This is a genomic window from Hyphomicrobium sp. CS1BSMeth3, assembly GCF_900117415.1.
In the GTDB taxonomy this organism is placed as follows: domain Bacteria; phylum Pseudomonadota; class Alphaproteobacteria; order Rhizobiales; family Hyphomicrobiaceae.
Genome location: NZ_FPEI01000005.1, coordinates 850,049 through 874,603 on the forward strand (window position 1 = coordinate 850,049; position 24,555 = coordinate 874,603).

At 64.3% G+C, this 24,555-nt stretch carries 27 protein-coding genes; 14 read left to right on the forward strand and 13 right to left on the reverse strand.

Annotated elements, in window-relative coordinates:
- The first annotated feature begins 69 nt into the window (after window positions 1-69).
- On the forward strand, window positions 70-1,143 hold the full coding sequence (locus CS1BSM3_RS13125; protein WP_072387510.1) for a MaoC family dehydratase: 1,074 nt from the start codon (window positions 70-72) through the stop codon (window positions 1,141-1,143).
- On the opposite strand, the gene gatA is transcribed toward CS1BSM3_RS13125, so the two are convergent.
- Together gatA and gatC are read right to left on the reverse strand one after the other, a co-directional pair.
- Complete coding sequence (gene gatA / locus CS1BSM3_RS13130) at window positions 1,144-2,634, reverse strand: Asp-tRNA(Asn)/Glu-tRNA(Gln) amidotransferase subunit GatA (protein ID WP_072387511.1); 1,491 nt, start codon at window positions 2,632-2,634, stop codon at window positions 1,144-1,146. It abuts the gene before it with no gap.
- A 4-nt stretch (window positions 2,635-2,638) separates the two neighbouring features.
- Complete coding sequence (gene gatC, locus CS1BSM3_RS13135; RefSeq protein ID WP_072387512.1) at window positions 2,639-2,926, reverse strand: Asp-tRNA(Asn)/Glu-tRNA(Gln) amidotransferase subunit GatC; 288 nt, start codon at window positions 2,924-2,926, stop codon at window positions 2,639-2,641.
- A gap of 108 nt (window positions 2,927-3,034) precedes the next feature.
- Here gatC and CS1BSM3_RS13140 point away from each other — a divergent pair, with 108 nt between their 5' ends.
- Window positions 3,035-3,532, forward strand: coding sequence for a YbaK/EbsC family protein (locus CS1BSM3_RS13140; RefSeq protein WP_072387513.1), 498 nt, complete (start codon window positions 3,035-3,037; stop codon window positions 3,530-3,532).
- On the opposite strand, the gene CS1BSM3_RS13145 is transcribed toward CS1BSM3_RS13140, so the two are convergent.
- On the reverse strand, window positions 3,529-4,230 hold the full coding sequence (locus tag CS1BSM3_RS13145; RefSeq protein WP_072387514.1) for a class I SAM-dependent methyltransferase: 702 nt from the start codon (window positions 4,228-4,230) through the stop codon (window positions 3,529-3,531). The two genes, CS1BSM3_RS13140 and CS1BSM3_RS13145, sit on opposite strands and share 4 nt — an antisense overlap.
- The gene (locus CS1BSM3_RS13150) at window positions 4,220-4,684 is read right to left on the reverse strand and encodes an Rrf2 family transcriptional regulator (RefSeq protein ID WP_072387515.1); all 465 of its coding nucleotides are present in this window, start codon (window positions 4,682-4,684) and stop codon (window positions 4,220-4,222) included. Before CS1BSM3_RS13150 ends, CS1BSM3_RS13145 begins: the two co-directional genes overlap by 11 nt.
- A gap of 249 nt (window positions 4,685-4,933) precedes the next feature.
- Between CS1BSM3_RS13150 and CS1BSM3_RS13155 the strand changes: the two genes are divergently transcribed.
- From CS1BSM3_RS13155 to CS1BSM3_RS13165, 3 genes are all read left to right on the forward strand, one after another.
- Window positions 4,934-5,491, forward strand: coding sequence for a VUT family protein (locus CS1BSM3_RS13155; RefSeq protein WP_072387516.1), 558 nt, complete (start codon window positions 4,934-4,936; stop codon window positions 5,489-5,491).
- A gap of 13 nt (window positions 5,492-5,504) precedes the next feature.
- On the forward strand, window positions 5,505-5,963 hold the full coding sequence (queF, locus tag CS1BSM3_RS13160) for a preQ(1) synthase (RefSeq protein WP_072387517.1): 459 nt from the start codon (window positions 5,505-5,507) through the stop codon (window positions 5,961-5,963).
- Between the two features lie 405 nt (window positions 5,964-6,368).
- Complete coding sequence (locus CS1BSM3_RS13165) at window positions 6,369-7,952, forward strand: phosphoenolpyruvate carboxykinase (RefSeq protein WP_072387518.1); 1,584 nt, start codon at window positions 6,369-6,371, stop codon at window positions 7,950-7,952.
- A 16-nt stretch (window positions 7,953-7,968) separates the two neighbouring features.
- Here the strand turns inward: CS1BSM3_RS13165 and CS1BSM3_RS13170 are convergent, their stop codons facing one another.
- The 5 genes from CS1BSM3_RS13170 to rpsF form a co-directional block, all read right to left on the reverse strand.
- The gene (locus CS1BSM3_RS13170) at window positions 7,969-9,231 is read right to left on the reverse strand and encodes an SAM-dependent methyltransferase (protein WP_072387519.1); all 1,263 of its coding nucleotides are present in this window, start codon (window positions 9,229-9,231) and stop codon (window positions 7,969-7,971) included.
- Between the two features lie 264 nt (window positions 9,232-9,495).
- Window positions 9,496-10,074, reverse strand: coding sequence for a 50S ribosomal protein L9 (rplI, locus tag CS1BSM3_RS13175; RefSeq protein WP_072387520.1), 579 nt, complete (start codon window positions 10,072-10,074; stop codon window positions 9,496-9,498).
- Between the two features lie 61 nt (window positions 10,075-10,135).
- Window positions 10,136-11,140, reverse strand: coding sequence for a DUF2232 domain-containing protein (locus tag CS1BSM3_RS13180; protein ID WP_072387521.1), 1,005 nt, complete (start codon window positions 11,138-11,140; stop codon window positions 10,136-10,138).
- 168 nt (window positions 11,141-11,308) lie between these two features.
- Window positions 11,309-11,566 carry a 30S ribosomal protein S18 gene (rpsR, locus tag CS1BSM3_RS13185; protein WP_072387522.1) on the reverse strand — a complete coding sequence of 86 codons (258 nt, stop codon included), beginning with the start codon at window positions 11,564-11,566 and terminating at the stop codon, window positions 11,309-11,311.
- A 3-nt stretch (window positions 11,567-11,569) separates the two neighbouring features.
- On the reverse strand, window positions 11,570-12,157 hold the full coding sequence (gene rpsF / locus CS1BSM3_RS13190) for a 30S ribosomal protein S6 (RefSeq protein ID WP_072387523.1): 588 nt from the start codon (window positions 12,155-12,157) through the stop codon (window positions 11,570-11,572).
- 274 nt (window positions 12,158-12,431) lie between these two features.
- On the opposite strand from rpsF, the gene CS1BSM3_RS28000 reads away from it, so the two are divergent.
- A complete protein-coding gene (locus CS1BSM3_RS28000) occupies window positions 12,432-13,022 on the forward strand; it encodes a hypothetical protein (protein WP_143149196.1) in 591 nt (196 codons plus the stop codon).
- A gap of 19 nt (window positions 13,023-13,041) precedes the next feature.
- Window positions 13,042-13,443 (forward strand): hypothetical protein, encoded by a 402-nt coding sequence (locus CS1BSM3_RS13200; protein ID WP_072387525.1) that lies wholly within the window; start codon window positions 13,042-13,044, stop codon window positions 13,441-13,443.
- 98 nt (window positions 13,444-13,541) lie between these two features.
- On the opposite strand, the gene groL is transcribed toward CS1BSM3_RS13200, so the two are convergent.
- The 3 genes from groL to CS1BSM3_RS13215 form a co-directional block, all read right to left on the reverse strand.
- The gene (gene groL / locus CS1BSM3_RS13205; protein WP_072387526.1) at window positions 13,542-15,197 is read right to left on the reverse strand and encodes a chaperonin GroEL; all 1,656 of its coding nucleotides are present in this window, start codon (window positions 15,195-15,197) and stop codon (window positions 13,542-13,544) included.
- Between the two features lie 90 nt (window positions 15,198-15,287).
- A complete protein-coding gene (gene groES / locus CS1BSM3_RS13210) occupies window positions 15,288-15,602 on the reverse strand; it encodes a co-chaperone GroES (protein ID WP_072387527.1) in 315 nt (104 codons plus the stop codon).
- 198 nt (window positions 15,603-15,800) lie between these two features.
- Window positions 15,801-16,997, reverse strand: coding sequence for a pyridoxal phosphate-dependent aminotransferase (locus tag CS1BSM3_RS13215; protein ID WP_072387528.1), 1,197 nt, complete (start codon window positions 16,995-16,997; stop codon window positions 15,801-15,803).
- Window positions 16,998-17,157: 160 nt separating this feature from the next.
- Here CS1BSM3_RS13215 and CS1BSM3_RS13220 point away from each other — a divergent pair, with 160 nt between their 5' ends.
- Window positions 17,158-18,045 (forward strand): ABC transporter substrate-binding protein, encoded by an 888-nt coding sequence (locus CS1BSM3_RS13220; protein ID WP_072387529.1) that lies wholly within the window; start codon window positions 17,158-17,160, stop codon window positions 18,043-18,045.
- Window positions 18,046-18,078: 33 nt separating this feature from the next.
- Window positions 18,079-18,810, forward strand: a complete 732-nt coding sequence (locus CS1BSM3_RS13225) for a ribonuclease HII (protein ID WP_072388185.1) — start codon at window positions 18,079-18,081, stop codon at window positions 18,808-18,810.
- On the opposite strand, the gene moaB is transcribed toward CS1BSM3_RS13225, so the two are convergent.
- Complete coding sequence (gene moaB, locus CS1BSM3_RS13230) at window positions 18,776-19,315, reverse strand: molybdenum cofactor biosynthesis protein B (protein ID WP_072387530.1); 540 nt, start codon at window positions 19,313-19,315, stop codon at window positions 18,776-18,778. The genes CS1BSM3_RS13225 and moaB overlap by 35 nt on opposite strands.
- A 223-nt stretch (window positions 19,316-19,538) precedes the next feature.
- On the opposite strand from moaB, the gene CS1BSM3_RS13235 reads away from it, so the two are divergent.
- From CS1BSM3_RS13235 to CS1BSM3_RS13255, 5 genes are all read left to right on the forward strand, one after another.
- A complete protein-coding gene (locus CS1BSM3_RS13235) occupies window positions 19,539-20,099 on the forward strand; it encodes an HNH endonuclease (protein ID WP_072387531.1) in 561 nt (186 codons plus the stop codon).
- 210 nt (window positions 20,100-20,309) lie between these two features.
- Entirely contained in the window at window positions 20,310-21,104 is a 795-nt protein-coding gene (locus tag CS1BSM3_RS13240; protein ID WP_072388187.1) for an HpcH/HpaI aldolase family protein, read from the forward strand.
- Window positions 21,105-21,197: 93 nt separating this feature from the next.
- Window positions 21,198-21,947 (forward strand): TSUP family transporter, encoded by a 750-nt coding sequence (locus CS1BSM3_RS13245; protein WP_072387532.1) that lies wholly within the window; start codon window positions 21,198-21,200, stop codon window positions 21,945-21,947.
- A gap of 258 nt (window positions 21,948-22,205) precedes the next feature.
- Window positions 22,206-23,183 (forward strand): L,D-transpeptidase family protein, encoded by a 978-nt coding sequence (locus CS1BSM3_RS13250; protein WP_072387533.1) that lies wholly within the window; start codon window positions 22,206-22,208, stop codon window positions 23,181-23,183.
- A gap of 181 nt (window positions 23,184-23,364) precedes the next feature.
- The gene (locus tag CS1BSM3_RS13255) at window positions 23,365-24,555 is read left to right on the forward strand and encodes a L,D-transpeptidase family protein (RefSeq protein ID WP_143149198.1); all 1,191 of its coding nucleotides are present in this window, start codon (window positions 23,365-23,367) and stop codon (window positions 24,553-24,555) included.

Consider the following 24,555-nt stretch of genomic DNA (forward strand, 5'->3'; position numbering starts at 1 on the left):
ACACAACACTATGATCATGCCGGCTCCGCGAGCGGATCCGGTTGGCCTCATGCTATCGGTAGACGAGCGATGACTTCAAGCACAACGAACTCGAAGACGGGCGCCGGGAACTTCTTTGAGATGTTTCGTGTCGGCCAGGTGATTGCCCACGCGACGCCGCGGACGATCACCGAGGGTGATACGGCCGTCTATCAAGGCCTCTATGGCAGCCGCTTCGCAGTGCAGTCCTCGGCGCCCTTTGCGCGCGCGATCGGATACCCGACGGCTCCGATCGACGATTTGATCGTCTTTCACGTCATTCTCGGCAAGACCGTGCCGGACATTTCGCTCAATGCGATCGCGAACCTTGGGTACGCGGATTGCCGTTTCCTCGCGCCTGTCTATCCGGGCGATACGCTGACGGCGACCTCCGAGGTCTTGGGCCTGCGCGAGAATTCGAGCGGCGACAGCGGCATCGTCTACGTCCGCACGAACGGGATGAACCAGGACGGCGTGACCGTCCTGACTTATGCCCGCTGGGTGATGGTGCGGAAGCGCGACAAGTCGGCGCCAGCGCCCACGCCGACCGTTCCCAAGCTCCCCGAGGCCGTGACGGCCGATCAGCTCGGCGCCGCCGTGCCGTCCCTCCACATTCCCTCATGGGACAAGACGCTCGCCGGATCGGCGCACTTCTGGGATGACTACGCGGTCGGCGAGAAGATCGACCATGTCGACGGCATGACCATCGAGGAAGCCGAGCACCAGATCGCGACGCGCCTCTACCAGAACACCGCGCGCGTGCACTTCAATCAGCACGTCGAGGGCCAGGGCCGATTCGGTCGGCGCCTCGTTTATGGCGGTGTCGTTATTTCTCTAGCACGCGCGCTGTCCTTCAACGGCCTTGCGAATGCGTTCCACATTGCCGCGATCAACGGCGGGCGGCACGTCGCGCCGGCTTTCGCGGGCGACACGGTCTATGCGTGGTCGGAAGTGCTGGACAAAGCGGAAGTGCCGGGGCGCAGCGATGTTGGTGCGCTGCGCCTGCGGCTCGTTGGCGTCAAGGATCTGGCGCCGGCTTCGTTCCCGCTCGAGACCGCGCCCGGCAAGTATGCGCCGGGCGTCATCCTCGATCTCGACTATTGGGCGCTGCTGCCGCGGGCGTGATCACGCCCACCATTTGCTAGGCACCGGGAAGCGACCGGCCGCATTCTCGATGACCTGTGCGGCGCGGAAGAGCGTTCCCTCGTCGAAGGGCTTGCCGATGAGCTGAAGGCCCATGGGCGTACCCTCGCCCGAGAGCCCGGCGGGCACCGAGATCCCCGGCAAGCCCGCCATGTTCACCGTCACGGTGAAGATGTCTTCGAGATACATCGCGATCGGGTCACCGGCCTTCTCGCCGAAGCCGAAGGCAGGCGACGGCGTCGTCGGTGTCAGCACCACATCGACGTCGCTCCAGGCATTGTCGAAGTCGCGCTTGATCAACGTGCGCACCTTCTGCGCCTTGAGATAGTAAGCGTCGTAGTAGCCGGCCGAGAGCACGTACGTGCCGATCAGCACGCGTCGCTTGACCTCCTTGCCGAAGCCTGCCTCGCGCGTCGCCTCGTACGTGTCGATGAGATCCTTGCCCGGCACGCGCAGGCCGTAGCGCACGCCGTCATAGCGCGCGAGGTTCGACGAGCACTCCGCCGGCGCGACGATATAGTAGGCCGGCAGCGCGTACTTTGTATGCGGCAGCGAGATGTCGTGGATGGTCGCGCCGGCATCCTTGAGCCAGGCAATGCCCTTCTGCCAAAGCGCGTCGACCTCGGCGGACATGCCGTCGACGCGGTATTCCTTCGGCACGCCGACGCGCAAACCCTTCACGCCGCGCGCAACCTCGGCCTCGTAGTCGGGGACCGGCATGTCCACGCACGTCGAGTCCTTCGGATCGTAGCCCGCCATGTGCCGCAGCATGATTGCGGAATCGCGCACGGTCTTGGCGATCGGCCCGGCCTGATCGAGTGAGGAGGCGAACGCCACGATGCCCCAGCGCGAGCAGCGGCCGTACGTCGGCTTGATGCCGACGGTGCCGGTCAGTGCCGCGGGCTGGCGGATCGAGCCCCCTGTGTCGGTCGCCGTTGCGCCGAGGCAGAGGTTCGCCGACACCGCTGCCGACGATCCGCCCGAGGATCCGCCGGGCACGAGCTTGGTGTTGTCGACTTTCCCGCCGCGCGTGCGCCGCCAGGGATTCACCACCGGGCCGAACGCGCTCGTCTCGTTCGACGAGCCCATGGCGAACTCGTCATTGTTGAGCTTGCCGAGCATGACGGCGCCAGCATCCCAGAGGTTCTGGCCGACGGTCGCCTCATATCGCGGCTTGAAGTCGTCGAGAATGCGCGAGCAGGCCGTGGTGCGGATGCCGTACGTGCAGAAAAGATCCTTGTTGCCGATCGGCAGGCCTTCGAGCGGGCGCGCCTCGCCCTTCGCGAGCCGCTCGTCGCTGGTCTTGGCCTGAGCGAGCGCGTGCTCGGGCGTCATCAGCACATAGGCATTGAGATGCGGGTTCGCTGCGTCGATGGCCTTGATGAAGGCCTGCGTCAGCTCGGTGGCGCTGAACTTCTTGGCGACAAGGCCATCGCGGGCCTCGGCGAGCGTCAGTTTGGTGAGATCGGTCACGCGCTCACTCCACGACCTTGGGCACGACGAAATAGTGGTCTTCGGTCATGGGCGCATTGGCGATGATGTCATCGGCCTTCTCGCCATCTGTGACCTCGTCGGCGCGCTTCTTGAGCTTCATGTCGGCGACGCGGGTCATAGGCGGCACATTGTCCGTATTGACCTCGTCGAGCTGCTCGACCCACGCCAGAATGCCCGACAGCTCGCCTTCGAGCGCCTTGGCCTCCTCGTCGGTGATCCTGATCCGCGCCAGCCGCGCGATCCGGCGGACGGTCGCCTCGTCGACCTGCATGATCTATCCTGCTCAATTGGGGACGGTTTCGTTGCCGAACTGATACCGGTGCGCCCCCGGCAGCGCAACATCGGCGTTAAGCCACGGTACAATGAGGGAAAAAGGATTATGAGCGAGCTGAAGCCGGCGCCGCGGCGCGTACAGCAGGCGGCCGACGGCCTGGGCCTTGCAGTCCGGGTCGTCGAGATGGCGCAGTCCACGCGCACGGCTGAGGATGCGGCCGCCGCCTGCGGCTGTGCCGTCGGGCAGATCATCAAGTCGCTGGTTTTCCGCGGCAAGCAGAGCGGAAAGCCGGTGCTGCTGCTGGTGTCCGGCTCCAACCGCGTGGATCAAGCGGGTGTCGCCTCCGTGATCGGCGAGGCGCTCGACCGGCCCGATGCGGCCTTCGTGCGCGAGGTCACCGGCTTCGCGATCGGCGGCATTCCGCCCTTCGGCCATGCCCAGCCCCTGCCGACGTGGCTCGACAAGGATCTGCTGCAATACGAGACCGTCTGGGCCGCCGCCGGCTCACCCGAAGCGGTCTTCGAGGTCGATCCGCGGCGGTTGGCGGAGGCCATTGGGGCGACGGTGATTGGTGTAGCGCCGAGTGGTGCCCAATCGAACTAGGCGTAGGCCACCCACCCGCGCCACGTGAACGCGGCATAGAATTGAGCGACCGCCGAAAAGCCAGCCTCCCCGAGGATGGCTTCGTCGTGTTCTGGGGTCAGCAAATGGAGATGCGCTTCGACCTTGGAACGTCCTTCGGCCGCCCGATCCGCATCTACACCTGAAGCAACGGCAAAGGCCGCATAACGCGACATCCATTGTCCGCGCTCTTCCGCTCCCTGAGGGAAGCTCGAATGGGCTACGACGAAGGGTGCTCCGGGAGCGAGGCGGCGGAGAATTTGGCGCGCGGTGCGGCGACGCTCGTCAGCATCGAGAAAGTGCAGCGTTAAGAGGCAAACCGCAGCGTCGAACGGCCCGTCAGGTGCGTCGTCGATGTATCCCTGTACGAGTTCGACGCGGGTGCCGAGCGGTCCGAGAGTGCGCTCAGCCAGCTTCAGCATTTCCGCGGCCGGATCGACGCCGACAAATGTCCAACCTTCGTGAGTCTCGGCCAACGCCTTCAGTTCGAGGCCGCCGCCCGCCCCGAGGACGAGCACGCGTGCGTTCTTTGGCGCGCGCTCCGCAATCAGAATTCCTGTCATTCGGTGGAGATCACTGAAACCCGGCACGAAGCGACGCGGACCGTCCGTGTATTTGGCGACGACGTTTGGATCGGAGAACGGCTCGAGCAGTGCTTTGGCTGTCGCGTCAGGACGCATGCACGGCCTCCAGATCAAGGCTGCCGCGCTTGTGCTTGAGGCGCCGGTGAATATCGACCCGCAGCGAAGCGAGGGTGACCTGAGCAAAGCGTGTCAGAAGGAGTTCTTCAGCCTCGCGCATGGCTTGGCTTACGGCAGTGTTGACCGCCTGCTCTACAAGGCACTTGGGCGCCTCGCTTCGGTTGCCGATTGCAAATATGGAGGACGGGCCGAGCGCGTCATGGACGTCCCGCAGCGAAATCGCTTCCAGATCCCGGGCCAGCGTCCAGCCGCCGCCGTGCCCCTTTTCCGATCGGACGTATCCCGGCTCGATCAATGCGGCCATGATCCGCCGTATCACCGCGGGGTTCGTTCCCATGGCTTTGGCAAGCATTTCAGATGTCACGGGGCCATCGTGCTCGGCCATGTGGAGAAGGACGTGAAGGATGTCCGACAGTCGACTGTTCAATCTCATGTAACAATTGATATTACGTGAGTGCCTCGAAGTCAAACCTGTGTGCGGGCTAAGGACGCTATCGCCCTCATTGCAGGGGTTGGTTGAATGCCGCCTTGAGGAATGACAGTCCTAGGCCCAAGCCGGAAACCATCACACGGCCCACACTAGCCTTTTCCCCCCAATTGCCCTATCCACACGGGCGCCGGGCCGACCCGGCGTGCCTCAGCGCGCCATCTCGTTGCGCTTTATAAATCGGAGATACATCCCATGCTCGACCGTCGTCGCGCTGAGGGCCTGCTGTTCCTCGCAGGCTTCGCGCTCTGTATTCCCGCCGCGAACTGGCTCATCGGCAACGTCGGCACGAAGTGCGTGCCGAACGGGCCGTGCCTGATGCCGGTCGGTTTCGGGATCATGGCGCCGACGGGCGTGCTGATGATCGGCCTCGCGCTCGTGCTGCGCGATCTCGTGCAGCGCCGCCTCGGTGTCGGCTGGTCGGCGGGTGCAGTCGTCGCAGGCGCGGCGCTCTCGGCATATCTGGCGCCGCCGTCGCTGGTGCTTGCGTCGGGCGCGGCCTTCCTGCTCGCCGAGATGGCCGATCTCGTCGTCTACACGCCGCTGCAGCGGCGCCGTCTCGTCACGGCCGTCGTCGCGAGCAGCTTCGTCGGCCTCGTCATCGACAGCATCGTCTTTCTGTATCTCGCCTTCGGCAGCCTGGACTATCTGCTTGGTCAGGTGCTCGGAAAATCCTGGATGGTGCTGGCGTCCATTCCCTTCATCACATGGCTGCGCCGTCGCGATGAGCGGCTCGGTCTCGTACCGGCATAGAGGAGGCATCGCCATGGCCTCAGCCACGGATCACACGACACTCGGCAAGCAGACAGCCCTGCCGCAGAGCCCTGAAGAGGCGGTGCTCGATCGCGTGCCGAACCCGCATCCCGACACGCTCTACGTCGCGCGCTTCACCGCGCCCGAGTTCACCTCGCTCTGCCCCGTCACCGGCCAACCCGACTTCGCGCATCTCGTCATCGACTACGTGCCGGGTGACTGGCTGGTCGAGTCGAAATCGCTGAAGCTCTACCTCGGCGCCTTCCGCAATCACGGCGCCTTTCACGAGGACTGCACGATCGCGATCGCCAAGCGGCTCGTCGAGCTCCTGGCGCCCAAGTACCTCCGTATCGGCGGATACTGGTACCCGCGCGGCGGCATCCCCATCGATGTGTTCTGGCAGACGGGCCCCTGTCCCGATGGCGTCTGGCTGCCCGACCAGGGCGTGGCGCCGTATCGGGGGCGCGGCTGATCGGGGCGGATACATCCGCGGCCCGCAGAGGAATTTGTCCTGCCGCGCCGTGCTAATCCGTCATTCACCAAGTCCGCAGGCAGTCGAAGTCCTCACGCGCTGCAGCATTGATATGTCACGCTGCTTGCATGGCGCGTGCTAAAAATGAGGGTGCTTGCAGACAATCGCTGATTGAACATCAATCGAAACGGCGGTCTGCGGGCGAGAGGCCGTGCGACCAAAGGCCGGGTTGTGAACAGCGAGGGGCTTGCTTAGAGGCGTGCCTTCTGGAAAGCATGAAGCCGACAGGATCGCGGGCGTGCCCACGCTCGGCGATCACTCTGCCGCTACCCGGCGGCCGTGAAGGCACCCTGCGGCAATCCGGGTTTTCAAGACGGCGATCCTCCGACGAGCAGCGATATCCGAATGAGCAATGAAACGTTTTCTTTGAGTGTTCCCTCGGCCGTCCGTCACAATCGGCCGCTTGTAGAGCTGATCGAGGAATCCATTCGCCGCGGCGAAGCGCATTTCGCTTCGACGGGCGCGCTCGTTGTCGAGACCGGCGCCCACACGGGCCGTTCGGCACAGGACAAGTTCACGATCCGCGACGAGGCGACGGAGCAGACCGTCTGGTGGGACAACAACAAACCCATCACGCGGAAACACTTCGACACCCTGCTGGAGGATTTCAAAGCTCATGCATCATCGCGTGAGCTTTTTGTTCAAGACCTCTTCGCTGGCGCCGATTCCAATCACCGCCTGAACACGCGCATTTTTGCCGAGTTCGCATGGCACGCGGCCTTCATCCGCCATCTGCTGCGCCGTCCGAGCGCCGCTGAGCTCGCGACCTTCAAGCCCGAGTTCACGGTCGTCAATCTGCCGAGCTTCCGCGCCGATCCTGCGCGCCATGGCTGCCGCACCGAAACGGTCATCGCCTGCGACTTCACGCGCCGCCTCGTGCTGATCGGCGGGACGTCCTATGCGGGCGAGACCAAGAAGTCGGTCTTCTCGTTCCTCAACTACCTGATGCCCGAGCGCGGCGTCATGCCCATGCACTGCTCGGCAAACGTCAGCAAGGACGGTGACTCGGCCGTATTCTTCGGCCTTTCCGGCACGGGCAAGACGACACTCTCGGCCGATCCGAGCCGCATTCTGCTCGGCGACGACGAGCATGGCTGGTCGCCGGAAGGCGTGTTCAACTTCGAGGGCGGCTGCTACGCCAAGACGATCCGCCTCTCGCAGGAGGCCGAGCCGCAGATCTGGGCCGCTTCGAACCAGTTCGGCACGGTGCTCGAGAACGTGATCCTCAACGAGAGCGGCGAGCCCGATTTCAACGACGGTCGCCTGACCGAGAACACGCGCTCGGCTTATCCGCTCGAGTTCATCGCCAATGCGAGCCCGACGGGCACTGCCGGCCATCCGCGCAATATCGTGATGCTGTGCGCCGACGCGTTCGGCGTCATGCCGCCGATCGCCAAGCTCACACCGAGCCAGGCGATGTATCACTTCCTGTCCGGCTATACGGCGAAGGTGGCGGGTACCGAGAAGGGGATGGGCAACGAGCCCCAGGCCACCTTCTCCACGTGCTTCGGCGCACCGTTCATGCCGCGCCATCCGAGCGCCTACGGCAACATGCTCCGCGAGCTCATCGCGAAGCACAACGTCGATTGCTGGCTGGTCAACACCGGCTGGACGGGCGGCAAGTTCGGCGTCGGCCACCGCATGCCCATCAAGGCGACGCGCGCGCTTCTCAACGCGGCGCTTTCGGGCAAGCTCAAGAGCCAGCCCATGAGGCTCGACCCGGCGTTCGGCTTCGAGGTTCCGACGGCGCTCGAGGGCGTCGATCCGAAGATCCTCGATCCGCGCGAGACGTGGGCCGACAAGGCCGCCTATGACGTCCAGGCGCGGGCGCTGGTGAAGATGTTCAAGGACAACTTCGCCAAGTTCGAGCAGCACGTGGATGCGGACGTGAAAGCGGCCGCCCCCGGCATCCGGGTCGCGGCCGAGTAGCCTTCGCCAAGCGTCCCTATTCTCCTGCCAGACGGGGCATCTGCACGCGGATGCCCTCCTGCTCCGCGTGCGCGAGCGCAGCCTCGTTGTGCATGATGTAGTCGCGGGTGAGGGGCAGGGCTTCGATGCGTCGCGTGAGCTGGATCTGGAACACGACGAGGTTCTGGTAGCGGAACGCTGTCTCCGATCCGGCCAGGTAGAATTCCCACATGCGGCAGAAGCGTTCGTCGCGGATGCGCGCGGCCTCCTCCCAGTTGGCGACGAAGCGCTCCCGCCAAGCCCTTAGTGTTTCCGCGTAGTGGAGCCGCAGGACCTCGACGTCCGTCGTGACGAGACCCGAGCGCTCGATGGCGGTCATCACCTCCGACAGCGCCGGGATATAGCCACCTGGGAAGATGTACTTCGCAATGAACGGGTTGGTGATGGCCGGCGGCTCCGATCGCCCGATGAAGTGGATGACCGCGACGCCATCGTCCTTCAGGAGCTCGCGAACCTTGCGGAAGTACGTGCCGTAGTGGTTGACGCCCACGTGCTCGAACATGCCGACCGAGACGATCCGGTCATACGGTCCGACGACCTCGCGGTAGTCCTGCAGACGGAAGTGGACGGCATTGGCGAGACCGGCGCGCCGTGCCCGCGCCTCGGCGATCTTGAGCTGCTCGACGGAAAGCGTCACGCCGTCGACGAAGCAGCCGGCAGCCTCCGCGAGATAGATCCCGAGGCCACCCCAGCCCGAGCCGATGTCGAGAACGTGCTGGCCCTCCGAAAGGGCGAGCTTGGCGGCCAGATGCCGCTTCTTGGCGCGCTGGGCGGCCTCGAGCGGTGTTTTGGCGTCGGGGAAGTAGGCGCAGGAATACTGCCGGTCGGCATCGAGAAAGAGATCGTAGATCGAGCCGTCGATGTCGTAGTGGTGCGCGACGTTGCGGCGCGAGCGGCTGGCCGGATTGAACTGTGCGAGCCGGCGCGTGAGGAAGCGCGCGACGTCCAGGCTCTGTGCCCAGCGCGGCAGCGGGTGCGCCATGGCATTCTCGAGCACCAGGGCCAGCAGGTCATAGATGCGCCCCTGCTCCATGATGAGCCGGCCATCCATGTAGGCCTCGCCGACGGCCAGATGCGGGTCGAGGGCGAGCTGGCGCTCGAGCTTGCGGTCCATGAGCCGCGCAGTCACCTGCGGGCCCTGGCCATCGCCAAAGCGGAATGTCTTCCCATTGTAGGTAATGAGGGAGAGATCGCCGTGCTCCACGATGCGACGGAGCAGGACTTCGAGCGGCTTGAACATGGCACGCCTCGACGCTACGCGCCCGCGTACGGGTCCCTCCCTGGTCCCGCGGACTTGGGCATTGGACTTCTGTATCGACCAAGAATAGCGCGGTCCTGACAATTTGTCACATGTTTGCCTTGCGCTGGCGCTTCGTCCTTAGACCGCCTTTCCGCAAACGTGCGAACCCGCCAAGTCGTTCCCCGGCGAACGCCGTTAACGAAAAGGGCGCACGACCGTCGGCCGCGCGCCCCAAGAACTTGAGTTGGCGTTATTTTCAGCCGATCAGACGTCCGGCTGCTCGCCGAGGCCCGGGGCGGCCGCGCCGTCGCCCTGATCCTCGCTGTAGGTCTCGATCTCCGGCAGCTCCTCGCGGATGACCGTGACATCTTCGCCGCGTGCCTGACGCTCGGCTTCATCAGCGGAGCGGGCCACGTTGATCGATACCTTGACCGCCACTTCGGGGTGGAGGGCGACGCGGACCTCGTGGAGGCCGAGTGCCTTGATCGGCTTGTCGAGGAGCACCTGGCGCCGCTCGACCGAGAAGCCGCCGGCGCTGATGGCCTCTGCGATGTCGCGGGTCGAGACCGAGCCATAAAGCTGGCCCGTGTCGCCCGCCTGGCGGATCGACACGAAGGTCTGGCCGTCGAGACGGCCGGCAATGCCTTCGGCTTCGGTCTTGAGCTCGAGGTTGCGTGCCTCGAGCTGAACGCGCTGGCCCTCGAAGGTCTTGCGGTTCGCTTCTGTTGCCCTGAGCGCCTTGCCCTGGGGCAGCAAGAAGTTGCGGGCATAGCCGTCCTTGACCTTGACGACGTCGCCCATTTGGCCGAGCCGCCCGACGCGCTCCAGCAGAATGACTTCCATGTTCAGCTCCTTGTTTGATCCTTGAGTGTTGTTCGAGATGGCGAATTCGGGATTGGCGCCGTCAGTCCGGGCCGCGCTGTGCGGGGGGCCCGGACGATGAGCGCGGCCAGCGCTTGAGCGGCGAGATGGGCTCGGCGATCGCGAGGAGCGCGATCACGGCAGCCGTCCAGCTATTGAAGAGGAGAAGGAGGAAGTAGACGCCCCATAGGATGAGCGGCCGCTGCGGCTTGCCGCGCGTCACGTAGTGAATGATGGCGAGCCCCATCAGCATGTAGGCGAAAAGCAGCGCGCCCGCGAAGCCGGAGGAGATGAGACCGGGGTAGCCCGGCAGGAAGGTGAAGGCGACCGCGATCGCCAGCCCGATAGCCATCCCCGGCGGGAACGTCATGGCGGCCAGATCCGGCCATGGGCGCACGAGCCGCCCGGAGGCGCTCGTGATCCGCCCGGCGAGCCACAGATTCAGGCTGAAACCCGCGAGCCACGAGGTCGCGGAGGCGGCCGGCAGCAGATAGAGGCCGAGCTGGGCAAGCGCGTCGATCTCCTGGCGCGTCAGCGGCTTGTCGCGCAGCGCGGCGAGATCCTGTGCGAAGACCTTTTCGATCATCTCGCGCAATGCATTGCGCACCTGCTCGAGGTCGCCGCCGAGCAAGAAGAGGCTCATCACCGACAGGCTGCCCGCAATGATGGCGCCGGCAGCGAGCAGACGGCCGACGGGATACCACTCGAGGGCCGGCGCGCCGCTTCCGTTATCGTCGCCTGCTGTCGCTGCCCCAACCGGCCTGTTGAGCAGCGCCAGATGGCAGAGAATGACGATCGGCAGCCCTTGGCTGACCAGGAAAACGAAAGCCGGCCAGATGCCGCCCAGAATGAAGCCGATGCCGGCCGATGCTGCGAGCGCGGCGACCAGCGCGGAAGGCGCACCCCAGCCGAGGCCCGCGAGGAAGCTCGGCAACGGCGCCAGAAAATAAAGGAGGACGCGCCCGGCCGGTCCGCCAGCGGTCGCTGACATAAAGAGCACGGCGGACGCAAAGCCGCCTGCAAGGCCGATGAGGGCGAAATAGGGCATGGCCCGAAGCTGTCCCGCGCTGGTGTGATGATCGAGAAGTCCGCACTATCATGCGAATTTCGCGATCAGGCCACTAGTGGCGGTTAGAGGCGGCCGACGATCGGCACGCCCCAACCCGTGAATGGAAAGGCCGCGCCAGCGGCCTTCCTGTCTTGTCGAAGTAGTGCCTTACTTGATCACGTAGGGCAACAGGCCGAGGAAGCGCGCACGCTTGATCGCCTTGGCGAGCTCACGCTGCTTCTTGGCCGAGACGGCCGTGATGCGGCTCGGCACGATCTTGCCGCGCTCGGAGATATAGCGGCCGAGCAGGCGCGCATCCTTGTAGTCGATCTTCGGTGCGCCCTCGCCCGAGAACGGGCAGGTCTTGCGGCGGCGATGGAAGGGCCGGCGCGCCGCGCCTGCACCCGAGCTGCTGGTATCGGACATGGATCAGCTCTCCTGATCAGGACGGGGAGGACGGGGACCACGCGGCGCATCGCCGTCGCGGGGCGGACGCGGGCCACGCGGCGCGTCGCCATCACGCGGCGGACGGTCACCACGATCGGCCCGGAAGCCGCCACCCTCGCGCGGCGGGCGATCGCCGCGATCACCACCGCGGAAGCCGCCACGGTCACCACCGCGATCGCCGAAGCGGCCGCCACCACCGCGCGGACCGCGGTCGCCGCGATCACCACGCTCGCCGCGCTCGTCCCGGTCGCCCTTGCGCATCGGCGCGGACGGCTCGGTCTCATGCGCCTCGACCTTGACGGTGAGGAAGCGGAGGATGTCCGTCGACAGGCTCATGCGGCGCTCCATCTCCGCAACCGCCGCCGGCGGGGCGTCGATGTTGAAGAGCGAGTAATGCGCCTTGCGGTTCTTCTTGATCTTGAAGTTGAGGGTCTTGAGACCCCAATACTCGGACTTGGCGACCTTGCCGCCGCCGGCCTCGATGATGTCCGAGAATTCCTTGGTAAGTGCCTCGACCTGCTGGGTCGAGACGTCCTGGCGTGCCAGGAACACGTGCTCATAGAGCGCCATGCTCAGCCTTTCTCTCGTTTCTGTCCCCTCCGGCGCAAAGCCCCTTATGGGCCCGGGAAAGGCCCACCAGGCACCCAAAGAGCGTAGACCCGGAAAGCCGGACCAGTGGTCCTGCGGCGATTGCCGCCTTTCCTCGAGCCTTCGACCGGAGCGGGTGATGGGGCGCTTTATACCTGGAATTGGGCCGGAGGCAAGGGTGTGCGACGTATGAATTCGGAGTTGCTCAGACATTCAGTGTGATACATTTCTGGTGTTCGATTCGTCAGGACGCATCATGAAAAGACCACAACTTCAGCTGATTGAAGGGTCTGGGTGGGAGCTGTCGCCGTGGATCGACTTGCCCCCAACGATAGCTGCAAAATCGCCGTTCGACCCTTCGGCGGCATGTTGCCATCGGGTTTCAGGACATGATGTGCGGAGGGCCGCGGAGAATGGCAGGCGACAGCCTGCGTTCGAGTTCTGGAGTGTTATCTGCGGTCAAGCGCCTCCAGTGAATAATGTGTTCTCTGCCGCCGGTCGCGTTGAAGCGGAGGCTGGCCTCATCTCTCTGAGTGAGGCGCATGCGTGCTTCAAGGGCATCAAGAGGCCGCTCGGAGAAGATGATGACGGTGCGGATTACGTTGTGTACGTACTAAGGCCACGGTTTTTTTACCGTTACGTACCAAGCATGGTTTGTGTGGCTGAGAAGGTGGAAGTGCCGGGCGACTTGCTGTTTACTGCGTATGCGCGGCTGGACCACCCCCCGGATGGTGGTGCAACCCTATTAATTGGAACCTTGACCCACTGGGACTTCGTTGAAGCTGATGCCAATGATCCCCGCTTGCCGGTGAGCTTTGGCAACAGGTACAGCGAGCGGTTGTGGTGATCGGTAAACGGACAACGCCATGAAGACGCGAGAGACCAGAATTGCGAACACTTACGAGCCGATCGCGATCTACTATAGCGATGCGGACTACGTTGAGTATATCCGCAAGGACGTCCCGTGCGTTCAAAGACGCGTCGATGAGTACCTGACGCTGTCTCTGGAGTTGTATTCACGCGAACTAGTTGGCTTCCGCATCAAGGGTTTCCGCAACCTGTATATCCAGCACCTTAGGGAAACTCAAAGGGTGCTCGATCACGAACAATTTCTTCGCCTTGTGCGTGTCATCGAGAAGACGGTTGAGCTCGTCGGGCATTCCGTTTTCGAGGAAGATAAAGTGCGTGCGGAAGCCTACAGAGCAGCTCACACGCTGGCGCAGGAAGATGATGCCGCGCTTCCTGAAATGGATGAGATTGCTGCTTAGCGGTTTCGTATAGGCCTGCGCAGTCCAGAAATAAGGCCGCCACGCGGGGTGCGCGGCGGCCTTCTTGCAGTGCCCGTAACTCTTGGCGTCGGCAGGATTTAGAAGTCCATGCCGCCCATACCACCCATTCCGCCCATGCCACCGCCGGGCATGGCCGGCATGCCGCTATCCTTCTTCGGCAGCTCGGCAACCATGGCCTCGGTCGTGATCAGAAGGCCGGCAATGGACGCGGCATCCTGCAGGGCGCAGCGCACGACCTTGGCCGGGTCGATGACGCCCTGGGCGACCAGATCGCCGTACTCGCTGCTCTGGGCGTTGTAGCCGAAAGCGTACTTGTTGTTCTCCAGCACCTTGCCGACGATCACGGAGCCGTCGTCGCCAGCGTTATGTGCGATCTGGCGGGCCGGCCACTGCAGCGCCTTCTTGACGATGTTGACGCCGACCTTCTGGTCCTCGTTGTCGACGTTGATCTTGTCGAGGGCCGCAATCGCGCGCAGCAGTGCCACACCGCCGCCCGGCACGACGCCCTCCTCGACCGCTGCGCGGGTCGCGTGGAGTGCGTCGTCGACGCGATCCTTGCGCTCCTTCACCTCGATCTCCGTGGCACCGCCGACCTTGATGACCGCAACGCCGCCGGCGAGCTTCGCCAGCCGCTCCTGCAGCTTCTCCCGGTCGTAGTCCGAGGTCGTCTCCTCGATCTGCGCCTTGATCTGCTTCACGCGGGCCTCGATGTCGGTCTTCTTGCCGACGCCGTCGACGATCGTGGTGTTCTCCTTGTCGATGGAGACGCGCTTGGCGCGGCCGAGCATGCCGATCGTCACGGTCTCGAGCTTGATGCCGAGGTCCTCGGAGATGACCGTGCCGGCCGTCAGCACAGCGATGTCCTCGAGCATGGCCTTGCGGCGATCGCCGAAGCCCGGCGCCTTGACGGCCGCGACCTTGAGGCCGCCGCGGAGCTTGTTGACGACGAGCGTCGCCAGCGCCTCACCCTCGACCTCTTCCGCAATGATGAGGAGCGGCTTGCCCGTCTGCACAACGGCTTCGAGCAGCGGCAGCATGGGCTGCAGGCCTGAAAGCTTCTTTTCGTGGATGAGGATGTACGGGCTATCGAGCTCCGTCGTCATCTTGTCGGCGTTTGTGACGAAGTACGGAGAAATGTAGCCGCGATCGAACTGCATGCCCTCGACGACGTCGAGCTCGGTTTCGAGGCTCTTCGCCTCCTCGACCGTGATCACGCCCTCGTTGCCGACTTTCTGCATAGCCTCGGCAATGATCTGGCCGACCTCGGAGTCGCCGTTCGCGGAGATGGTGCCGACCTGGGCGATCTCGGCGTTAGACGTGACCTTCTTCGCCTTGGCCTTCAGCTCGGCGACGACGGCGCTGACGGCGAGGTCAATGCCGCGCTTGAGGTCCATCGGGTTGGCGCCGGCAGCGACCGACTTCGCGCCTTCCTTGACGATCGCCTGGGCGAGAACAGTGGCGGTCGTGGTGCCGTCACCGGCAAGATCGCTAGTCTTGCTCGCGACCTCGCGCAGCATCTGCGCGCCCATGTTCTCGAACTTGTCGGCGAGCTCGATGTCCTTCGCGACCGTGACGCCGTCCTTGGTCACGCGCGGCGCGCCGAACGACTTCTCGAGCACGACGTTGCGGCCCTTGGGCCCGAGCGTCACCTTCACGGCATTGGCGAGGATGTCGACGCCACGCAGCATCCGCTCGCGGGCATCCTGGGAGAACTTGACGTCTTTGGCTGTCATCTTGGCTCACTCATGGGGTCTGGGGGGAACCAACCCGAACCGAGCCAAGGTGTTTGCGCCACCTGGCAGGTCCGGTACTCCGGTGCCTGATCAGGCGGCGGCTTTCGCAGAGGCCTTGCCTTCGAGAACGCCGAGGATGTCGCTCTCCTTCATGATGAGGAGATCCTCGCCGCTGATTTTCACTTCGGTGCCGGACCACTTGCCGAAGAGAACCCGGTCACCGGCTTTCACGTCGAGCGGGACGAGCTTGCCGGCTTCATCCCGTGCGCCCGGTCCGACGGCGATTACCTCGCCTTGCATCGGCTTCTCCTTGGCGGTGTCGGGAATAATGATGCCACCGGCGGTCTTGGCGTCCTCCTCGATGCGGCGGACGACCACGCGGTCATGCAGAGGGCGGAACTTCATGGGTTCATCCTCTTGAAATAGCGATGGTTTTCTGAATGTCGGGCCTCGTGATTGCCACAGCGGCGCGACTGCAGGGCTTCGCCGGGATCGGAGCCCGGTCGGCGCCGTCGGCGGCCCTGCGCCGGGTATATGCTGCCGGTCCTTGGCACTGTCAAGGCACGAGTGCCAAAAGTTGAAGGACCTGATCGAGCCTACTGGCTAGCGCTGCAACGCGTCCCAGCCCTGCAGGCGACGCGCGGCCTCGGCCATGTCCTCGGTCGAGCCGGCATACGAGAACCGAATGAACCGGCTGCCGCGGCCTCCATCGAAATCGACGCCTGGGGTCGCGGCAACGGCGGTCTCGTCGAGCATCCGCTTGGCGAAGGCGAGGCTGTCGTTCGTGTAGGCGCCGACGTCGGCATAGAGATAGAAGGCGCCGTCCGCGGGAACGATCTCGGTCAGCCCCGCCTTGGGCAGTGCCGCGAGCAGGAGATCGCGGTTCGCCATGTAGACGCGCTTGTTGGCTTCGAGCTCGTCGATGCCGTCGAAGGCGCCGAGCGCGGCGACCTGCGAGACGGCCGGCGGCGAGATATAGAGATTCTGCGCGAGCCGCTCGACCGGACGGACGAGCGCCTCCGGCACGACCATCCAGCCGACGCGCCAGCCCGTCATCGAGAAGTATTTCGAGAAGCTGTTGATGATGACGACGTCATCCGAATACTGCAGAGCCGTCGCCTGCGGCACGCCGTACGTGAGGCCCTGATAGATCTCGTCGGAGATGAACCACGTGCCCGTCTGCTTGCACGCGGCAATGATCTCGGCGAGGCGCTGAGGCTCGAGCATGGTGCCTGTTGGGTTTGATGGGCTCGCGATCAGCAGACCGGAGACGCGCTCGCGCGATGCGGCTTCGACAACCTGCGCGGCGGTCGGCATCCAACGCGATGCAGGGCCCGTTTCCAGCATGAGCGGGCGCTGACCGAGGGCCGTCAGGATATGGCGGTAGCACGGATAGCCGGGTGAAGGGAGCGCCACGGCATCACCTGCATCGAAGAGCGCGAGGAAGGCGAGCACGAACGCCGCCGACGAGCCGCTGGTCACGATGATCCGCTCAGGTGAGACCTCGACGCCGTACCAGTCGCGATAGAGCTGGGCGATCCGCGCTCTGAGCGGTTCCATGCCGAGCGCGAGCGTGTAGCCGAGCTTGTCGCTGTCGAGCGCGCGGCGCACGGCATCGCGGGCCGCCTTGGGCGCGGCGGTCGCGGGCTGGCCGACCTCCATATGAATGACGTGCGCGCCGGTTGCCTCCTTGGCCGCGGCAGCGCTCATCACGTCCATGACGATGAACGGGTCGATGCCACTGCGCTCCGAAGCGGCCAGCGCTCGGTGCGCGGCGGCCAGCTTGCTCGCGTCGCTCATGCCAGAAATCTCCTAGCGCCCGATGGTTGCGCTATCCGGGGCGTCTGGTGTCATAGTGCACCCGCGCGGGGATGGGAACATCCGGCGCCACGTTTCAGATCGTCACGATGCCGCCCTGCCGGCGCCGACCCGAGACCCAACCGAGGAGACGACCGCCGCCATGGCCGAGCCCATCAGCATCGAGTTCACCCGCTTCTCCGCCTTCTACAGCCCGCTGATCGCGACCTTCGCGGGCGGTTTCCTTCAGGATGAAGGCTTCGACGTGAAGCACGCGATCTCGCAGCCGGGAAAGTCCGCACTCACGGGCCTTGCGGATGGAAGCGTGCACGTGGCGCAGAATGCGGCGGGCTATGGCCTCATCGCGCTGGAGCGCGGCCAGAAGCCGAACATCCGTCACTTCGCGCAGATCAACGAGAGGGACGGCTTCTTCATCACAGCGCGCAAGCCCGATCCGAATTTCACCTGGGACAAGCTCAAGGAAGGGGAGATCCTCGTCGATCACGGCGATCAGCCGCTCGCCATGTTCAAATGGGCCTGCCACCGCATGGGGCTCGACTTCAAGAGCGCCAAAGTCGGTGATGCCGGCATGGGCAAGAACGACGCGGCTTTCCGCGCCGGCCGTGGCGGTTATGTCCACCTGCAGGGGCCGGGACCGCAGCAGCTCGAGCACGACGGCGCCGGCCATATTGTTGCATCGCTCGCCGATGCCGTCGGCCCGTGTGCCTTTTCGAGCCTCGCCGCGACGCCGGAATGGCTGAAGACGGACGCGGCTCATAAGTTCACGCGGGTCTATCGCAAGGCCCGCGCCTGGCTGATCGCCACGCCCGCTGCCGAGGTCGCGAAGAAAGAACTCAAGTATTTCCCCGGTATCGACGAGGGCGTGCTGCGGGATACGATCGCGGTCTACCAGAAACTCGGCAACTGGACGCCCCACGTCGAAATCACGCGTCCAGCCTTCGATGCCGTGCAGGACATTTTCATGCACGCGGGGCTGACGACGAAGAAATACAATTACGAGGACGTGGTCGCGCAACCGCCGGCTGGCTGAATTGCCTGAACAATGGGCGCCCCGGACTTTGACATGAACGACGAATCCTTCGATCCCTTCGATGAGGGATCGGGGGATGATATGGCGCTCAAAGCCACGTTCGAGCTTGAGCAGAGCGAGCTGCAACTCGGCAATGGGCCGATTGCGGGCGTTGACGAGGCCGGACGCGGGCCTTGGGCGGGGCCGGTTGTCGCTGCGGCGGTGATCCTGGACCCCGATAACATTCCGCCGGGAATTGCCGATTCGAAAGCGCTCGACCCCGATGCGCGCGAGGCGCTCTTTCCGCGTATCATGGAAAGTGCCCGCGTGGGCGTCGGCATTGCCGATGTCGTCCGCATCGACCAGGACAACATCCTCAACGCCACCATGTGGGCGATGACCGTCGCGGTGAAGGCTTTGCCGTCCGGCAAAGGTCAGAAGCCGAAGCTCGTCCTCGTCGATGGCAATCGCGCCCCGCGCTTTGCCTGCAAGGCCCGCACGATCGTCAAAGGCGATGCGCGATCGCTTTCGATTGCGGCAGCCTCGATCATCGCCAAGGTGACGCGTGACCGTCTCATGATTGCGCTGGGTCGTGAATTCCCGGGCTATGGCTTCGAACGCCACAAGGGCTACGGCACGCCCGAGCACGCAGATGCACTCTCGCGCCTCGGCGTGACGGAGCATCACCGGCGCTCGTTCCGGCCCGTGCAATTGGCGCTGGGCTTGGTAACGGAAGTGAGCGCGGAAGTGCTCAGCCTTTCCGATGCTCCTCAAGACGCGGCATGATCTCGACGAAGTTGCAGGGCCGGTGACGGTTGTCGAGCTGCCACTTCAGGATCTCGTTCCAGCCATCCTTGCAGGCGCCCGGCGAACCCGGCAGGCAGAAGATGTACGTGCCGTGGGCCACGCCGCCGCAAGCGCGTGACTGGATTGTCGACGTTTCGATCTTCTGAAACGAGATCATGTGAAAGAGGGCCGAGAAGCCGTCGATCTCCTTCTCGAAGAGCGGCTTTACCGCCTCCGGGGTCACGTCGCGCCCGGTGAAGCCCGTGCCCCCGGTCGTTATGACGACATCGATGGTCTTGTCGGCGATCCACTTCTCGACGCGGGCGCGAATGGCCGGGATGTCATCCTTCTCGATGGCGCGATCCGCGAGCTCGTGCCCGTCGGCGGCGATCAGGCCCGCGAGCGTGTCCCCCGATCTGTCGTCCTTGAGCGTCCGGGTATCCGATACTGTCAGAACGGCTATGCGGACGGGAATGAACGGGCGGGTTTCGTCGAGCCTGGGCATCGGTATTTCTCGGGCGGGTTATGAGCCGGAATTCATTTCATACTCTCAGTTTTGCACCGCAACGTCATCTGTTGCCGGCAGGCGACGCGGAACCTGTTTCGCACAGGTTCGTTATCGCAGTGCGGGATGCGCTTCACATCCGTGTCATGGCAGACTAGTATCCCGGCGCCGTAAACGAAATCCGAGTGCGATTCGGACAGGGAACTGTCAGGACTGCCTGCTCGTGAATCTTTCGACAGCGCAACCACATGCCTTTCCGGCTCTAGTCTTGAACGCCGATTTTCGGCCTTTGAGCTACTATCCGCTCTCCCTTTGGAGCTGGCAGGACACGATCAAGGCGGTGTTCCTTGATCGTGTGAACATCGTGTCCGAATACGACCGGGTCGTGCGCAGTCCCTCCTTCGAGGTGCGCCTGCCGAGCGTCGTGTCGCTGAAGGCCTACGTGAAGCCGGCCCTTTATCCGGCCTTCACGCGGTTCAATGTCTTTCTGCGGGACAGGTTCACCTGCCAATACTGCGGCTCCAAAAAGGAGCTCACCTTCGATCATCTGATCCCGCGTTCGCTCGGCGGTTTGACCCGCTGGGATAACGTCGTGACAGCGTGCTCGCCGTGCAATCTCGCCAAGGGCGGTTACCTGCCCGAGAAAATCGGGATGCGGCCGATGCAGTGGCCCTATCGGCCGACCGTATTCGAGCTGCACCGCAACGGGCGGCTTTTCCCGCCCAATTACCTGCACGAAAGCTGGCTCGACTATCTCTATTGGGATACCGAACTCGAGCCTTAGTTTTAGCGGCGCGGGCAGCCGGGAAGCGGTGCTGTCGCTTTCCGGTGCAGTGGCTTGCCCCGCGCGCACCATCAATCAGTCCCGTCGGATTTTCGGCGGCGACCCATGCGCTCGCATGTCTGGACAACGCGCGCCTAATTTGCGCGTATGAAGCCCGCCGCCTCCCGCGCCCGCGTCGAGGCCCACAAGACAAAACACCAGGAGGAAGCCATGGCCGCAGGCAAGGTGACGGTACGCAATCCCGCGCGTGAGCGCCTTCAGAAGGGCGAGCTCGCCATCGGCATCGGGCTGCGCCAGGCGCGCACCGTCGACATTGCGCCGATCATGGTTCAGGCGGGCTACGACTGGCTGTTCATCGATCTCGAGCACAATTCTATGACGCTCGACATGGCCGTGCAGATCTCGGTCACGGCCAATGCGGCCGGCATCTCGCCGATCGTCCGCGTTCCGAACGGCCAGTACGACATGGCGACGCGCGTCCTCGATGGCGGCGCCTTCGGCATCGTGATGCCGCATGTCGATACGGCGGACGAGGCGCGCACGGTCGTCGAGCGGCTCAAGTATCCGCCTGTCGGACATCGCTCGGCTGCCGGTGCCATGCCGCAGCTCGGCTTTGCCGCCATGCCGCCCGCCGAATCGACCAAGCTCGTCAACGACAACATGCTGGTCGTCGTCATGCTCGAGACGCCGACAGCCATCGCCAACGCCGAGGCCATCGCAGCCGTGCCCGGCATCGACGTGCTTCTTATCGGAACGAACGACCTGACGATGGAGATGGGTCTTCCCGGCCAGATCATGCATCCGGACGTCGCCAAGGCCTACGAGGCCGCCGGCGCTGCCTGCAAGAAGCACGGCAAGTGGCTCGGAATGGGCGGCGTCTACACCGACGAGGGCATGTCGAAGTATGTCGGCATGGGCGCCCGCTTCATCCTCGGCGGCAACGACCTCCCGCTTCTCGTGCAGGCCGCGACCGCGCGTTCCCAGTTCCTGAGGAAGTACCAGTAGCGCTTTCCCGATGCGGGGGGCAGCAGACGGGCATGAGGCCGACAGCCGGTCGCCGATGGCGGCTGGCGCGCGTGCCTCCGTCGGGGCGGCAACATGATCGGCGCAGCGACGGCGGGGATCATCGGCGTCTCGATCCTCGTCACCTCGTTCATATCCGGCATTTTTGGCATGGCCGGGGGGCTCATCCTCCTCGGCATCCTGCTGATTTTTCTCGACGTTGCGCCGGCGATGGTCCTGTTCGGGATCATCCAGCTCGGGGCGAACGGCTGGCGCGCGACGCTCTGGTGGCGGCTCGTGGAATGGCACATCGTCCGGCGCTATATCGTCGGCGCCGGTGTTGCCTTCGTGCTCATGCGGCTCATCGCGTTCGTGCCCGACAAGGCCGTCGTCTACCTCATGCTCGGCTCGATCGTGTTCATCGCCGATCGCCTGCCGAAGAACCTCACGCCAGATATCACCCGACCGGGTGCACCCTTCATCGCCGGCCTCTTCGTGATGACATTGCAGCTCATTGCGGGCGCCGCCGGCCACATTCTCGATCTCTTCTTCCAGAAGAGCCTGCTCGACCGTCGTGCGGTGGTGGCGACGAAGGCCGTCTGCCAGACCTTCGGTCATGTCGGGCGCATCGCCTATTTCGGCACGTTCGCCGCTGCCTGGGATACGTCCGTGCCCATGTGGCAGTACGTGGGTGCCATAGCGCTCGCGCTGATCGGCACGTCGGTCGCGGCGAAAGTCCTGCTCGGCATGACGAACGAGGGCTTTCGCCGCTGGAGCCGCTGGATCGTGGTCGGGATCAGCGTCGTCTACCTGATCCGCGGCGTGTCCCTGCTGATCACCGGCTAGGGTCTGGGCTCAGACGAGCGAACCCGCCCAAGACGAGGCAGTGTACAGCACGACCAAGAAAGTAATTACAGCGGCGAGAATGAACGCTCTCATACGCAACTCCTCAAAGAATATCTTAGATGCAACTTGGACAGCGCCAAACGCGCTCGAACGGCTCAATACACTTGTTGTTAACGGAATTTTAACGTAAACGAATTGTTTATGGTGATCAACGTGCGCCCTGGGGCACTGCGTACTGCTTCGATCATCAGGGGGACCATGGCTAAGATCAGCCGAGCGCTGGGTATTGCCGTCGTGGCCGGACTGTCGGCCGCTGTTCTCGCAGGCTGTGGCGGCGAGATCGCACCACCTCATCTGCGCCCCTTGTCCAAGGACGCCATGATGCTCCTTGGCAAAAAGGACATGCGTACCGACACGCAGATCTTCGTGCGCATCTTCAAGGAAGAGTCGGAGCTCGAGATCTGGAAGGCCCGCGACGACGGGCGCTTCTACCATTTCAAGACCTACCCGATCTGCACGTGGTCGGGGGAGCTCGGTCCGAAGGTTCGCACGGGTGACAAGCAGGCCCCCGAGGGGTTCTACACGATCACCAAGAACCAGATGAATCCGAAGTCCAGCTTCCATCTGTCCTTCAACCTCGGCTACCCGAACGCCTTCGATCGGGCGCAGGGCCGCACGGGTGACTTCCTCATGGTGCACGGCAAGTGCACGTCCGCCGGCTGCTACGCGATGACCGACGGTCTCGTCGAGGAGATCTATGCACTCGCGCGCGAGCAGTTCGAAGCTGGGCACGACTCCTTCGAGGTCCACGCATTCCCCTTCCGCATGACCGACGAGAACATGGTTCGGCACCGTGGGAGCCCCCACTACGGCTTCTGGCGGACGCTGAAGGAAGGCTACGATCACTTCGAGATCGCGCGCCAGCCGCCGAAGATCGCCGTGTGCGAGCGGCGATACATCGTCAATGCCGACTTCCGTGATCCCCGCGCCGGGCGCATCGATCCTGCGGCCCGCTGCCCGACCTATCAGGTCGCGCGGCCGGAGCCGTTCGTGCCGCGTGCTAACGACAAGGTGGCCTTCATGCCGCATGTCGTGGCGCCGGGTCTCAAGAGGCGCGACGTCATGATGAGCGCCATGCCGGGGGCAGGCCAGCGCATGGGCCTCGGCATTCCGCCTGAGCTTTTCGAGCTGACGGCAGAGCCGCCTCAATCGCCGGTCGTGCCAGCCAACCGCTAGCGGCTCTCCGCGGATGTGGCGTGCCCGAGACACTCGGCTGAGTTTTCAACATGGATGGCGGCTCGCAGGGTTGTCCCTGCGCGAGCCCTATGGTTCGTGATCGAAGCATAGGTAGCGTAGTTGCGGCGGGGGTCGCGTAGTGTACGGCGTCGGGTGGGATTCCGGTTTTGTCCGCGTGGTCATGCGGCCAGCATCGTTTGCCCTGCTTCTCGTTGTTGCATTCTGCGCTCCGGCGATGGCGCTCGTCGTCGAGCTCGACGATGTTGCCCCCGACAGGATCGAGCGGCAGCGGGCCTTTGCCCGCGGTGTCCTGCCGCCGTCCGGCGCCCCAGATCTCGAAGACCTTTCCGAACAGCTTGCCGCGAAGGGCATAAGCGAAGGCGCGCCGATCCTGATCCGCATCTTCAAGGCGGAGTCCGAGCTCGAGCTCTGGATGCGCAGCGGAAACGCCTTTGTGCTGAAGGCCACCTTTCCCATCTGCCACTGGACGGGCACGCTCGGTCCCAAGCTGCGGGAGGGCGACAAGCAGAGCCCTGAAGGCTTCTACACGATCGGGCGGCGTCAGATGCGCCATGTGGGGCGCTGGCGGGAGGCCTTCAACCTCGGTTTCCCGAACCTGCACGACAAGCGGCTGGATCGCACCGGCTCCTACATCCTCGTCCATGGTGGCTGCTCGTCCACCGGGTGCTACGCCATGACCGAGCCGGTGGCGAAAGTGATCCACCACCTTGCAGGCGCGGCGCTCCGCGGGCGCCAGGAGCACTTCCAGGTCCATATTTTTCCGTTCCGGATGACGGGCGCCAACATGGCGGCCCACGCGGATAGCCCTTGGGTCGATTTCTGGCGCGACCTCAAAGCCGGATACGATGCATTCGAGGAAACGCGCCTGCCGCCACGCATCGGCGTATGTCGGCAGCGCTATGTCGTTGCCAAAGCCAGCCCCGGCACACGCAGCGATGGCCCGTTGACACGCGTGGATCCCGGCAAGCCGAACGCTGCCGGCTTCGACATCAGCCGATGCGATGTCCCGGTCGTGGAGCCCGCCGAGCCTCTCGCCGCAGCGCCGGCGCCTCAGCCTGATGTCGGCCCGGTACGGTCCGACGCGACGTACTTGCCGACATCGGCGCGCACCGTCGCCCGGATCGAGCGCCGGGAGACTGTCGAAGCCGGATTGCCATCACCCGTGGAACGAGCTGACCATGGCCAGCGGGAGCGTGCTCTCTCTGAGCCTGAAGCGGACGCCCGCATGAAGGCCGAGGGCCCCGTGCGGGTCCAGACGCTCGAGCGGAAGCGGCAGAGGGCGCAGCGCCGTATCCATCGTGAGGCGATGTACGAAAACTATCGCCGAACGCTGGTCGGCACTTCTCAGTAG

Excerpts from the sequence above, each read along its gene's own strand:
- groL (WP_072387526.1), bottom strand. The coding sequence starts at position 15,197 with ATGACAGCCAAAGACGTCAAGTTCTCCCAGGATGCCCGCGAGCGGATG.
- CS1BSM3_RS13125 (WP_072387510.1), top strand. The coding sequence starts at position 70 with ATGACTTCAAGCACAACGAACTCGAAGACGGGCGCCGGGAACTTCTTT.
- CS1BSM3_RS13250 (WP_072387533.1), top strand. The coding sequence starts at position 22,206 with ATGGCTAAGATCAGCCGAGCGCTGGGTATTGCCGTCGTGGCCGGACTG.
- CS1BSM3_RS13220 (WP_072387529.1), top strand. The coding sequence starts at position 17,158 with ATGGCCGAGCCCATCAGCATCGAGTTCACCCGCTTCTCCGCCTTCTAC.
- CS1BSM3_RS13180 (WP_072387521.1), bottom strand. The coding sequence starts at position 11,140 with ATGCCCTATTTCGCCCTCATCGGCCTTGCAGGCGGCTTTGCGTCCGCC.
- CS1BSM3_RS13245 (WP_072387532.1), top strand. The coding sequence starts at position 21,198 with ATGATCGGCGCAGCGACGGCGGGGATCATCGGCGTCTCGATCCTCGTC.
- CS1BSM3_RS13150 (WP_072387515.1), bottom strand. The coding sequence starts at position 4,684 with ATGAGATTGAACAGTCGACTGTCGGACATCCTTCACGTCCTTCTCCAC.
- rpsR (WP_072387522.1), bottom strand. The coding sequence starts at position 11,566 with ATGTCCGATACCAGCAGCTCGGGTGCAGGCGCGGCGCGCCGGCCCTTC.
- rpsF (WP_072387523.1), bottom strand. The coding sequence starts at position 12,157 with ATGGCGCTCTATGAGCACGTGTTCCTGGCACGCCAGGACGTCTCGACC.
- queF (WP_072387517.1), top strand. The coding sequence starts at position 5,505 with ATGGCCTCAGCCACGGATCACACGACACTCGGCAAGCAGACAGCCCTG.
- groES (WP_072387527.1), bottom strand. The coding sequence starts at position 15,602 with ATGAAGTTCCGCCCTCTGCATGACCGCGTGGTCGTCCGCCGCATCGAG.
- CS1BSM3_RS28000 (WP_143149196.1), top strand. The coding sequence starts at position 12,432 with ATGAAAAGACCACAACTTCAGCTGATTGAAGGGTCTGGGTGGGAGCTG.
- CS1BSM3_RS13225 (WP_072388185.1), top strand. The coding sequence starts at position 18,079 with ATGAACGACGAATCCTTCGATCCCTTCGATGAGGGATCGGGGGATGAT.
- CS1BSM3_RS13165 (WP_072387518.1), top strand. The coding sequence starts at position 6,369 with ATGAGCAATGAAACGTTTTCTTTGAGTGTTCCCTCGGCCGTCCGTCAC.
- CS1BSM3_RS13255 (WP_143149198.1), top strand. The coding sequence starts at position 23,365 with ATGCGGCCAGCATCGTTTGCCCTGCTTCTCGTTGTTGCATTCTGCGCT.
- CS1BSM3_RS13240 (WP_072388187.1), top strand. The coding sequence starts at position 20,310 with ATGGCCGCAGGCAAGGTGACGGTACGCAATCCCGCGCGTGAGCGCCTT.
- moaB (WP_072387530.1), bottom strand. The coding sequence starts at position 19,315 with ATGCCCAGGCTCGACGAAACCCGCCCGTTCATTCCCGTCCGCATAGCC.
- CS1BSM3_RS13200 (WP_072387525.1), top strand. The coding sequence starts at position 13,042 with ATGAAGACGCGAGAGACCAGAATTGCGAACACTTACGAGCCGATCGCG.
- CS1BSM3_RS13215 (WP_072387528.1), bottom strand. The coding sequence starts at position 16,997 with ATGAGCGACGCGAGCAAGCTGGCCGCCGCGCACCGAGCGCTGGCCGCT.
- CS1BSM3_RS13170 (WP_072387519.1), bottom strand. The coding sequence starts at position 9,231 with ATGTTCAAGCCGCTCGAAGTCCTGCTCCGTCGCATCGTGGAGCACGGC.
- CS1BSM3_RS13155 (WP_072387516.1), top strand. The coding sequence starts at position 4,934 with ATGCTCGACCGTCGTCGCGCTGAGGGCCTGCTGTTCCTCGCAGGCTTC.
- CS1BSM3_RS13145 (WP_072387514.1), bottom strand. The coding sequence starts at position 4,230 with ATGCGTCCTGACGCGACAGCCAAAGCACTGCTCGAGCCGTTCTCCGAT.
- rplI (WP_072387520.1), bottom strand. The coding sequence starts at position 10,074 with ATGGAAGTCATTCTGCTGGAGCGCGTCGGGCGGCTCGGCCAAATGGGC.
- gatC (WP_072387512.1), bottom strand. The coding sequence starts at position 2,926 with ATGCAGGTCGACGAGGCGACCGTCCGCCGGATCGCGCGGCTGGCGCGG.
- CS1BSM3_RS13140 (WP_072387513.1), top strand. The coding sequence starts at position 3,035 with ATGAGCGAGCTGAAGCCGGCGCCGCGGCGCGTACAGCAGGCGGCCGAC.